This is a genomic window from Planotetraspora mira (assembly GCF_016863275.1).
GTDB lineage: Bacteria > Actinomycetota > Actinomycetes > Streptosporangiales > Streptosporangiaceae > Planotetraspora > Planotetraspora mira.
Genome location: NZ_BOOO01000033.1, coordinates 220,319 through 230,787 on the forward strand (window position 1 = coordinate 220,319; position 10,469 = coordinate 230,787).

A 10,469-nucleotide genomic window follows, 5' to 3' on the forward strand; every position below is an offset into this window, starting at 1 on the left:
CTCAGGCTCCCGTGAGGAGTCGGTCGTCGCGGTAGAGGAGGGCGCGACCGGGACGGGGGACGGCCCAGGCGGAGGCGCCGATGGCGGGCTCGTCTCCCTCGGGTACGACGACCTGGATCAGCAGGTCCCCCGACTCGAGCGTGACGAGGTGGGCGGTGCCGAGATTCTCCACGACGGCTACCTTCCCCGAGAAGGCGTCCCGCCTCCCGATGAGTGCGGATTGTGATAAGTCCGCATATTCCGGCCGCAGGCCGTACAGGAGAGGGCCGTCCGCGATGTCGCGCGGGAGGGGGAGCACGGCGCCGGCGACGTGGAGTTCGCCCCCTTCGGCCGAGGCGGGCAGCAGGTTCATGGGGGTGGAGCCGATGAAACCGGCGACGAAGGGGTCGGCGGGCCGGTGGAAGACCTCGGACGGCGTGCCGACCTGCGTGATCCGCCCGGCGTTCATGACGGCGATCCGGTCGGCGAGCGCGAGCGCCTCTCCCTGGTCGTGCGTCACGAAGACGGTGGTCACCGCGAGCTCGCGCTGGAGGCGCTTGAGGAACGTGCGCGCCTCCAGGCGCAGCCGGGCGTCGAGGTTCGACAGCGGTTCGTCGAACAGGAACACCTGGGGGCGGCTGGCGATGGCCCTGGCCAGGGCGACCCGCTGCTGCTGGCCGCCGGACAACTGGGCGGGCCTGCGTGCCAGCAGTTCGGAGAGGCTGAGGCGGGAGGCCGTCTCGGCCGCCTTGGCCTCCCGCCTCGCCCGGGAGACCTTCTTGATCCTCAGGGGATAGGCGATGTTGGACGTGACATCCATGTGGGGGAAGAGCGCGTAGTCCTGGAAGACCATCGCGACGTCCCGCCGTCCGGGGGGCAACCCGGTCACGTCGGCCCCCCCGATCCCGATATTTCCGGATGTGGGGGTTTCCAGGCCGGCGATCGTCCGCAACAACGTCGTCTTCCCGCACCCCGAGGGGCCGAGCAGGGCGAAGAACTCGCCGTCGCCGATTTCGAGGTCGAGGGAGTCGATCGCCCGGACGCCTCCGGGGAACTCCTTGGTCAGACCGCTGAGCGAGATCACCTCTTGATCCCTCCGTGGAAGCGGAAGCCGTACCTGCGGCTGACGAACACGTACATCACGACCACCGGAAGCGAGTAGAGCAGCGAGAACGTCGAGATCAGGTCGAGACGCGGCGCGCCGCCCTCGGTGTAGAGCGTGTAGAGGATCACCGCGCCGGGGGACTTGTCGGGATCGCGGAGCAGGATGAAGGGCTGCAGGAAGCTGCCCCACACGTTGGCGACCGCCCACACCGCGATCGTGGCCAGGCCGGGCCGTACCAGCGGGATCACGATGTGCCGCAGGATCTGCAGCGGCGACGCCCCGAACACCCGGGCCGACTCCTCGTACGACGTGGGCGTGCCGTCCATGAAATCCTTGAGAATGAAGATCGCGGCCGGGAGCAGGCCGCCCGACAGCGTGAGGATCACCCCCAGGTGGGTGTCGATCAGGTTCAGCCGCGTGGCCAGCTCGAACAGCGGCACCATCGCCGCGGTCCCCGTCACCACGGAGGACAGGAGCAGCAGCACGTACAGGAGCGCGTCCCTGCCGGGCACCCGCACCCGGGAGAGCGCGTACGCCGCCAGGGCCGCCAGGACCACCACGAGCGCCGCACTGCCGGCCGCCTGCAGGAGCGAGTTGCGCAGCGAACTCATGACATACGGGTTGTCGAGCAGGGACCGGAAGTTGCCGAACGTGAACTCCGGCAGCGACGTCGTGATCGACGGGTGCGCGTCGAACGGCGCGGAGGCGAGCCAGAGCAGCGGCAGAGAGAAGAACCCCAGCACGACCGCGAGGAACGTGGCCCGTCCGATCGTCGCGAGCGCGTGGCGTGTCATGGCCGTGCCTCCGGCACGACCGCTCGCGGGTTCTTCGCGGCGGTGCCTTCCCTCGTCGCGTCTCGGCTGCCTCACACCCGCGCTCGCCTCAGCCCCCTCGCGGGTCATGGGACGACCAACTTCCTGCGGTCGCGAAGCAGGCGCAGGTAGATGAACGCGAAGACGAGGTTGATCAGCAGGACGAGGAACGAGATCGCCGCGCCGAAGCCCAGTTGGCCGCCGCTGAGCGCGACGTTGTAGATGTACACGGGGAGGATCTCCGAACGGCCCTCGGGCCCGCCCGCCGTGAGCTGGAACGAGGTGAAGTCGTTGAAGGTCCACAGGCTGATCAGCAGCAGGTTGGTCAGCACGTGGCCCTTGATCCTCGGGAACACGACGTCTCTGAGCTGCTGGAAGGTCGACGCGCCCGCGAGCCTGGCCGTCTCCAGATGGGACGGGGGCACGTTCTCCAGCGCCGCGCCGTACAACATCATCGAGAAGGCCGTGCCCCGCCAGATGTTGAACACGATGATCGACAACATGGGGTAGTCGAGCAACCAGGCGAACCCCGGCGTGTGCAGCAGCGCGTTCAGCGTGCCCTCGTCGCGGTCCAGCAGCGCGATCCAGAGGAATGCGACCACCGACGACGGCAGGATCCAGGCGAGCAGCACGAGGCCCTCGGTGATGCGCTTGACCGGCCCGGGGCGGTTGCGCAACATCCACGCGATCGCGAACCCGAGGGCGGCCTGGCCCACCACCGCCGAGCCGAGCACGTACTGCACGGTCAGCCACAGCGAGTTGCGGAACCGGTCGTCCCCCAGCGCCGTGGTGTAGTTGTCGAGGCCGACGACCTGCGGATTCGCCGCGGCGAGGCCGGTCAGCCGGTAGTCGGTCAGGCCGAGATAGATGGTCCACAGCGCCGGGAAGATCAGGAAGATCCCGATCAGCACCAGGCCTGGGAGCACGAACCCGACGGCTCGTGCGCGTCCCAGGCCCGATGGGTCAGCTTGCGACATTGGCGGCGCCGCCGACGAGGGATTCCACCTTCTGCTGGTAAGCGGCGGCCGCCTCGTCGACCGTCTTGCCCGAGACGACGGCGGCGGTGGCCTCCTGCAGCGCCACCGACACCTCCGGATACACGGCCAGCGGCGGACGGTAGGCCGTGATCGGCAGCACCTCGTCCGACACGAACTTCAGCATCGGGTCGACCCCGAGCACCTCGTCGTTCACGTCCGTGCGCGAGGTGATCCTGGCCGCGCCCGCGAGTTGCGACGTGGTGGCCTTGGCCGAATGCATGAACGACAGCAGTTCCCAGGCCAGCTTCGGGTTCTTCGAGTTCGGGTTCAGGACCCGTACGGCGCCGCCCGACATGCTGACGAAGTCCTGCCCGCGGATGCCCGAGCCGGGGCGCTCGGAGGGGATGAGGGCGTACCCGACTGCGGCGTCCCTGTTCTGCATCGGGGCGACGCCGGCCTTGGGCTCGACGACGGCCCGCCAGAAGTAGTCGCCCTCCGCCAGGATGCCGATCTTGCCCTCGGCGAACTGGGCGAACGACTTGTCCCTGCCCTGCGCCTCCTGCTGAAGCTTCGGATCGCCGAGCCCGGTCGTGTAGATCTGGTGGTAGAAGCCCAGCACGTCCTTCAGCGCCTGGGAGCCGCCCGTCCACTTGCCGTCGGCCCAGATCTGCGCTCCCGCGCCCGCGAGGAGCGGCAGCGCGCCCTGCATGGTCGTCGCCTCACCCATCGCGGTGCCCGCGTTGAGCTGGATCGGCACCGGCACCCCGGCGGCCTTCAGGGCGTTGCCGGCGTCGATGATCTCCTGCCAGCTCGTGGGCTGCCAGTCGGCCGGCAGGCCGGCCTTCTTGAACAGGTCCTTGTTGAAGTACAGGACGCGGCCGTCGGTGCCCTGCGGCAGGCCGTACTTCTTGTCCTCGAAGATCCCCAGCCCCTGTACGGCCTTCGGGATCTGGTTCCAGCCCTCCCAGGAGTCGACCTCGGGGCCGGCGACCTCGGACAGCGGCTTGATGTAGCCGGCCTGGGCGAACTCGCCCACCCAGATGCCGTCGACGTCGATCACGTCGGCCCCGGCGTGCGACTTGAGGTCGAGGGCGATCTTCGTCTTGTACTGCTCGTCGTCGACCCCGCTCGGCTGGAACAGGACGTGGACCCGGCGGCCCTTCGCCTTCTGCTCCTGCTCGAACTCGGGGATGACCCACCGGGTCGTCCAGTCGGCCGTCTCGGCGTTCTTTCCGCCGGAGATCGCGTTCGACGTGATGATGAGGGTGACACTGCCGTCCGAGGATTCGCTTCCCGTTCCGCAGGCCGCGAGGACCAGTACGGCTCCCGCCACCGCCGCGAGTACAGGTCTCATGAAGACCTCCGCGTCAAAGTCATGACGTACAGACAAAATCGACAGTCGCACGGGACAACTAACGAGTAAAGAAACGGTTTGGTGAAGCAGTGAAGAACGGGGGCGGTGCCCGCGGGGGTTCAACCGCGGGCGCGGCCGGAACGACGATCAAGAAACGAGGTTCGCGCTGAGCTGATCGGGAAGAGTGCAACCAGTGCGGTGACATGAGTAGGGTCGGGCGTAACAACGCACGCTTGGAGGGAGTCGCGTGGCATCTCAGCAGGCCGGGATGAACAACCTCTTCACATACACGGGGTCCTCGTCTTTCACCGAGTTTCTCGGCGCGTACGCGCCGGATCTGCTGCCGTCCCGGGCGCAGACGCCGGCCGTGCCGGTCGGTGATCAGATCCCCCACGCGACCACGATCGTCGCGGCGACGTGTGCCGGGGGAGTGGTGATGGCCGGCGACCGCCGCGCCACCTCGGGCAACATCATCTCCCAGCGGGACATCGAGAAGGTCTTCCGCACCGACGACTACTCCTGCATGGGCATCGCGGGCACCGCGAGCACGGGCATCGAGATGGCCCGGCTCTACCGCGTGGAGCTCGAGCACTACGAGAAGACCGAAGGCCGGTCCCTGTCCACCGAGGGCAAGGCCAACCGGCTGGCGACGATGATCCGCGGCAACCTCGCCATGGCGATGCAGGGCCTCGTGGTCGTGCCGCTGTTCGCGGCCTACGACCCGGCCGTCGACGGCGGGCGGATCTTCGGCTACGACGTGGGCGGCGGGCCGTACGAGCAGCGGAACTACCATTCGATCGGCTCGGGCTCGATCTTCGCGCGCGGTTCGCTGAAGAAGCTGTACCGCGAGAACGCCTCACCCGAGGACACCGTCATGGCATGCCTCAACGCGCTGTACGACGCGGCCGACGACGACTCGGCCACCGGCGGGCCCGATGTGACGCGGAAGATCTGGCCGATGATCTCCGTGATCACCGCGGACGGCTACCGCCGGCTGCCCGACGACGAGATCGCGGAGCTCGTCCAGGCCGTGATCGCCGTACGGATGGAAGCCCCCGACGGACCGATCGCCCCGCTGCGCTAACTCGTAGAGAGGAACACCCCCGGTGTCCATGCCCTTTGGATATGCCTCACCCGAGCAGATCATGCGGGACAGGGCGGAGTATGCGCGAAAGGGCATCGCGCGAGGCCGCAGCGTGGTCGTCATGCAGTATGCCGACGGCATCCTGTTCGTGGCGCCCAACCCGTCCAAGGCTCTCCACAAGATCAGTGAAATCTACGACCGGATCGGCTTCGCCGCGGTCGGGCGGTACAACGAGTTCGAGTCGCTCCGCCTGGCCGGCATCCGCTACGCGGACATCAACGGCTACACCTTCAACCGCAACGACGTCACCGGCCGCGGTCTCGCCAACCTGTACGCCCAGCAGCTCGGCATGATCTTCACCGAGTCGATCAAGTCCCTGGAGGTGGAGATCGTCGTCGCGGAGGTCGGCGAATCCCAGTCCGATGACCAGATCTACCGGCTGACCTTCGACGGGTCGGTGTTCGACGAGCAGGGCATGGCCGTCATCGGCGGACAGGCCGAGGCCGTCGCGGGCCGCCTCAAGGAGCGCTACAGGGACAACCTGCCGCTGCCGGAGGCGCTCGAGGCCGCCCTGGTCGCCCTGACCGAGCCGGGAGGTGAGCGCCCTCCCACCACCCAGATCGAGGTGGCGGTCCTCGACCGCGGCCGCGAGCATCGAAAGTTCCTGCGCCTCGCCGGTCCCCGCCTCGAGAAACTGCTCGAGACGGCCAAGTCCGAGACACCACCGGATAAGCCTGCCGCCGAAGACGTCTCGTTGCCGGAGCCTCCGACCGCTCCGGACGGAGACATCGACACCGGCTCGGCCGAGTAACCACCAAGGCCAGGCTCGGCGATTACCAGGTGATCCCTATCCGGTTGTCACATTCGGGGAATAGGGTTAAGTGATGGATCGACGCATCTTCGGGCTGGAGAACGAGTACGGCGTCACCTGCACGTTCAGGGGGCAGCGCAGGCTGTCACCGGACGAGGTGGCGCGGTACCTGTTCCGGCGAGTGGTGTCCTGGGGCCGATCGAGCAACGTATTTCTCCGTAACGGCGCCCGTCTGTATCTGGATGTGGGCAGTCATCCCGAGTACGCCACCCCTGAATGCGACAACGTCGTGGAGCTGGTGACCCACGACAAGGCGGGGGAGCGCATCCTCGAAGGTCTCCTCGTCGACGCCGAGAAGCGTCTACGCGAGGAGGGCATCGCAGGAGACATCTACCTGTTCAAGAACAACACCGACTCCGCCGGCAACTCCTACGGCTGTCACGAGAACTACCTCGTTGGCCGGCACGGGGAGTTCGGGCGGCTGGCCGACGTCCTCATCCCCTACCTCGTCACCCGCCAGATCATCTGCGGGGCCGGCAAGGTGCTGCAGACGCCGCGCGGTGCGGTCTACTGCGTGTCCCAGCGGGCCGAGCACATCTGGGAGGGTGTCTCTTCGGCCACCACCCGGTCACGTCCGATCATCAACACGCGCGACGAGCCGCACGCCGACGCCGAGCGGTTCCGCCGCTTGCACGTCATCGTCGGCGACTCGAACATGAGCGAGACGACCATGCTGCTCAAGGTCGGCGCCACCGACCTCGTGCTGCGCATGATCGAGGCCGGCGTCGTGATGCGGGACCTGTCGCTGGAGAACCCGATAAGGGCGATCCGCGAGGTGTCGCATGACATGACCGGCCGCCGGAGGGTCCGGCTCGCCAACGGGCGGGAGGCCTCGTCCCTGGAGATCCAGCAGGAGTACCTCACCAAGGCGCGGGACTTCGTCGACCGGCGCGGCGGCGACGAGATCAGCAAGCGGGTGCTGGAGCTCTGGGAGCGGACGCTCCGCGCCGTCGACACCGGCGATCTCGACCTCGTGTCGCGGGAGATCGACTGGGTCACCAAGTACCAGATGATCGAACGTTACCGGCAGAAGTACGACCTTCCGCTCTCATCGCCGCGAGTCGCCCAGCTCGATCTCGCCTATCACGACGTCCACCGCAAGCGCGGCCTGTTCTACCTGCTGCAGAAGCGGGGGGCCGTCGAGCGGGTGGCGAGTGACGTCAAGATCTTCGAGGCGAAGTCGGTTCCGCCGCAGACCACGAGAGCCAGACTCCGCGGCGAGTTCATCCGCAAGGCACAGGAGAAGCGGCGCGACTTCACCGTCGACTGGGTCCACCTCAAGCTGAACGACCAGGCCCAGCGGACCGTGCTCTGTAAGGATCCGTTCCGCAGCGTCGATGAAAGGGTTGACAAGCTCATCGCCGGAATGTGATCTCCTTACGTCGTTCCGACAGCGGGTTCGGGTAGGGTTACCCGAACCTAGCTGTCTTTCTGAGGGATTCCACATGCGCCGCCGTACGGCAATAGTCGCCGCAGCCTTGCCTTTGTTGCTCGCCGCAGCCTGCGGGACCGCGCAGAAGACCGCGTCTCCCAGCACGGGCGCGGGAACCGCCGCCGCCGCGGGTCTGAAAGTGGCGGGAGAGGCCGGCAAGAAGCCGACGGTGACGTTCCCGGCGGGCCAGCCTCCGCTCACGTCGTCGTCCCTGAAGGTTCTGGACGGCTCCGGCACGGCGGCCAAGGACGGCGACGTCCTCACGGCCAAGGTGACCGTCTACAACTGGGACGGCAAGGAGAACAAGTCGTCGGGCTCCGACTACGACCAGGGTCATTCCGAGTTCGTCACGGTCAGCCCTCAGCTTCCGAAGTCCCTGCATGACGCTCTCATCGGCGCCAAGCCGGGAGGCCGGGTCGTCGCCGTCGTCGCCAAGGACAGCCTGAGCCCCGACCAGATCACGCAGGCCAAGGACCAGGGCACCGACTTCACCACGACCTCGCAGGTGCTGGTGGTCGACGTCGAGTCCGCCGCACCGAAGGCCGCCCAGGGCGCCGCGGTGGATCCCGCCGTGGACGGGGTCAAGCTCGAGAACCCGGGCGGTGACAAGGCGCCCACGCTGACCACCAAGACCGACGCCAAGGCGCCGAAGGACCTCGTGGTCAAGACCGTGATCAAGGGCTCCGGGCCGCAGGTCAAGGCCGACCAGATGATCCTCGCCCACTACACGGGCAAGATCTGGGGGACCGACAAGGAGTTCGACTCCAGCTGGCAGCGCGGTGAGCCGGCGACGTTCGCGCTCAACCAGGTCGTGAAGGGCTGGGCGCAGGGGCTCACCGGGGTCCCGGTCGGCAGCCGCGTCCTGATCTCCATCCCGCCGGACCTCGGGTACGGCAAGGAGGGCAACGCCCAGGGTGGCATCAAGGGCACCGACACCCTGGTCTTCGTGGTGGACGTCCTCGGCGCCGTCTGACGCCTGCGTAGAACTCCGTAGAACCCCGTAGCACTCAGAAAAGGATCTTCCCCGTCGACGGGGAAGATCCTTTTTCTTCGGCCGGGCTCAGTTGTTGATGCTGTAGCTGTCGCCGTAGACCTTCCACTTCAGCGGCGGGTTGAGGTCGAGGTTGCCCGCCTTGAGGAAGACCCGCTGCGCGGTGTCGACCCGGCTCGTGTCGCTGTGGGCTTCCTCGGTCTTCATCGCGGCCTTGCGGGCGTCCAGGAAGGCGTTGAGGTAGGTGACCTCGTCGCCGCCCTGCGCGGGGGTCTTGGCCTTCTTCATGGCGGTCTTTCGGATGCCGCCGAAGCTGACGCTATCCTCGCCGGGCCCGTGCATGACCATCGCGTCGTAGTAGATGAACTGGCCGAGCGCGCGCAGGCCGTCCGACTTGGCCTGCTTCACCGCCGGATTGAAGTAGACGCGGTCGCGCTCGTCGTTCTGCGCCTGCTGGAAGGCCGTGTCGGCCGCGGCCTTGCGCCAGTCCTTGGTGAAGTTCGGGTCCAGGCCCTTGTGCGAGTCCGTGCCGTTCACCTTGCGCAGCGCGGGCAGGTACGGCGCGAGCACGTTGCCGGGCTTGCGCTGGGCGTAGAGCTCGACGAGCTCCAGCATGTCGCCGGTGCCGGAGCAGAAGCCGATGATGCCCGCCGTGTAGCCCCGGCCGTCGTCGATGTCCTCGATGTACTTGTACTGGGCCTTCCAATCGAGAGAGGAGTTCTCCGCGCTGGAGACGAGCTCCATCGCGATCTCCTTCTTCTTCGGATCGGTCAGGTCGACGGCCGCGGCTTTGGCCTTGGCCTTTGCTTTGGGCTTGGGCTTGGCTGTGGCCGTGGTGCCGGGCTTGCCGGCCGTGCCCGCTCCGCTCGCCGGACCGGCCTTGCCGGTGCTTGAGGGCTTGGCGGGCTGGGTGGGCTCGGCCACGTTCCCCCCGCCGTCGGACGCGGGGAGGGCCGCGTCGGGCGAGTCCGTCACGGAGTCGAGTGCGGCCACCTTGGCGGGGTCCACCTTGGCCGGGGTGGCGTCTGCCGCTGCGCATCCCGCTGCTGACTGCATCGGGAGTACGGCGACGCTTACGGCGAGCAGGAGAGCGCCTCGCCGGGGGGTACGCCTGCTCTTGGGCAGGTCTGTCACTGTGTCTCTCCGTTTCTCCGCCGATCTCGCCGGCATCCAACGGCGAGGTGGAGAAACACGTTGCGACGTTGGGGGGAGCGCGCGGGGCGAGAGGGGGTGGCGGCTGCTGGGGGAGGAACCCTTGCAGGTTAGTTAGGAAGGTTTCCTAATGAGACCAGGTGTCACATGGTGCTGTCAACGCCCAGTTTTACCCTGGTTATGACTGGTATCTACGGCCACTTGACCTGTGACGTGCAGCTTGACCTGCGACGTGCACCCAGTTGTGACCGTCCGCCAATCTCTGTGGCGATGTCGACCGTCTGCTGCCGCAGGTTTCGGCCTATTCGGGGCCGTTTATTCTCGCTCCTGATATATCGGGAATCTGATATGGGATGGAGTATCTAGGTATTTGATTCGTGTGTGCCGCGATTTCTGCTCGGTGCCTAGATCCCGGCATCCATTGATGGGATGCCGGAGCTCGGGGTGGGGTCCGCAAGGTCGTTGGTGTGATCTCGCAGGTGCTGTTCGGCGGGGCATTTTCGCTGGTAGACGAGATTGTTGACGTTGAGCGATCTTGCTTGGTCGCGGTGGTATGCCATGCGACGGGCCGGGTCGGTCGGATCGGATGATTGCGATGACATGTTTATTTCTGAACGAAATTGTTTAAGCGCACAAATGGGGATATCTCGTTTTCGCGAGCTCCCCGATTACTCATTGGTATTGGTTGTCGGCCGCCCATTCTCGTGAAATG

Annotated in this window: 9 protein-coding genes; 4 read left to right on the plus strand and 5 right to left on the minus strand. The window is 66.8% G+C overall.

Going from position 1 to position 10,469, the window contains the following annotated elements:
• Position 1: 1 nt before the first annotated feature.
• The 4 genes from Pmi06nite_RS27860 to Pmi06nite_RS27875 all read right to left on the minus strand — a co-directional run bounded on the left by Pmi06nite_RS27860 (position 2) and on the right by Pmi06nite_RS27875 (position 4,227).
• Positions 2-1,063 carry an ABC transporter ATP-binding protein gene (locus tag Pmi06nite_RS27860; protein ID WP_203956093.1) on the minus strand — a complete coding sequence of 354 codons (1,062 nt, stop codon included), beginning with the start codon at positions 1,061-1,063 and terminating at the stop codon, positions 2-4.
• Positions 1,060-1,878, minus strand: coding sequence for a carbohydrate ABC transporter permease (locus Pmi06nite_RS27865; protein ID WP_203956094.1), 819 nt, complete (start codon positions 1,876-1,878; stop codon positions 1,060-1,062). The genes Pmi06nite_RS27860 and Pmi06nite_RS27865 overlap by 4 nt, the downstream gene beginning before the upstream one ends.
• A 104-nt stretch (positions 1,879-1,982) precedes the next feature.
• Positions 1,983-2,873, minus strand: a complete 891-nt coding sequence (locus Pmi06nite_RS27870) for a carbohydrate ABC transporter permease (protein WP_203956095.1) — start codon at positions 2,871-2,873, stop codon at positions 1,983-1,985.
• Positions 2,860-4,227 carry an extracellular solute-binding protein gene (locus Pmi06nite_RS27875; RefSeq protein ID WP_203956096.1) on the minus strand — a complete coding sequence of 456 codons (1,368 nt, stop codon included), beginning with the start codon at positions 4,225-4,227 and terminating at the stop codon, positions 2,860-2,862. The genes Pmi06nite_RS27870 and Pmi06nite_RS27875 overlap by 14 nt, the downstream gene beginning before the upstream one ends.
• A gap of 268 nt (positions 4,228-4,495) precedes the next feature.
• Here Pmi06nite_RS27875 and prcB point away from each other — a divergent pair, with 268 nt between their 5' ends.
• From prcB to Pmi06nite_RS27895, 4 genes are all read left to right on the plus strand, one after another.
• Positions 4,496-5,311, plus strand: a complete 816-nt coding sequence (gene prcB / locus Pmi06nite_RS27880) for a proteasome subunit beta (RefSeq protein ID WP_203956118.1) — start codon at positions 4,496-4,498, stop codon at positions 5,309-5,311.
• A gap of 28 nt (positions 5,312-5,339) precedes the next feature.
• Positions 5,340-6,122, plus strand: a complete 783-nt coding sequence (gene prcA / locus Pmi06nite_RS27885; protein WP_203956119.1) for a proteasome subunit alpha — start codon at positions 5,340-5,342, stop codon at positions 6,120-6,122.
• Positions 6,123-6,195: 73 nt separating this feature from the next.
• Positions 6,196-7,554: a Pup--protein ligase gene (pafA, locus tag Pmi06nite_RS27890; RefSeq protein ID WP_203956097.1), complete on the plus strand. Its 1,359-nt coding sequence runs from the start codon at positions 6,196-6,198 to the stop codon at positions 7,552-7,554.
• Between the two features lie 73 nt (positions 7,555-7,627).
• The gene (locus Pmi06nite_RS27895; RefSeq protein WP_203956098.1) at positions 7,628-8,587 is read left to right on the plus strand and encodes an FKBP-type peptidyl-prolyl cis-trans isomerase; all 960 of its coding nucleotides are present in this window, start codon (positions 7,628-7,630) and stop codon (positions 8,585-8,587) included.
• Positions 8,588-8,674: 87 nt separating this feature from the next.
• Here Pmi06nite_RS27895 and Pmi06nite_RS27900 read toward each other — a convergent pair whose 3' ends face one another.
• Entirely contained in the window at positions 8,675-9,739 is a 1,065-nt protein-coding gene (locus Pmi06nite_RS27900) for a chitosanase (RefSeq protein WP_275409607.1), read from the minus strand.
• Positions 9,740-10,469: the final 730 nt, after the last annotated feature.

Excerpts from the sequence above, each read along its gene's own strand:
- Pmi06nite_RS27865 (WP_203956094.1), bottom strand. The coding sequence starts at position 1,878 with ATGACACGCCACGCGCTCGCGACGATCGGACGGGCCACGTTCCTCGCG.
- Pmi06nite_RS27870 (WP_203956095.1), bottom strand. The coding sequence starts at position 2,873 with ATGTCGCAAGCTGACCCATCGGGCCTGGGACGCGCACGAGCCGTCGGG.
- Pmi06nite_RS27875 (WP_203956096.1), bottom strand. The coding sequence starts at position 4,227 with ATGAGACCTGTACTCGCGGCGGTGGCGGGAGCCGTACTGGTCCTCGCG.
- prcB (WP_203956118.1), top strand. The coding sequence starts at position 4,496 with ATGAACAACCTCTTCACATACACGGGGTCCTCGTCTTTCACCGAGTTT.
- prcA (WP_203956119.1), top strand. The coding sequence starts at position 5,340 with ATGCCCTTTGGATATGCCTCACCCGAGCAGATCATGCGGGACAGGGCG.
- pafA (WP_203956097.1), top strand. The coding sequence starts at position 6,196 with ATGGATCGACGCATCTTCGGGCTGGAGAACGAGTACGGCGTCACCTGC.
- Pmi06nite_RS27895 (WP_203956098.1), top strand. The coding sequence starts at position 7,628 with ATGCGCCGCCGTACGGCAATAGTCGCCGCAGCCTTGCCTTTGTTGCTC.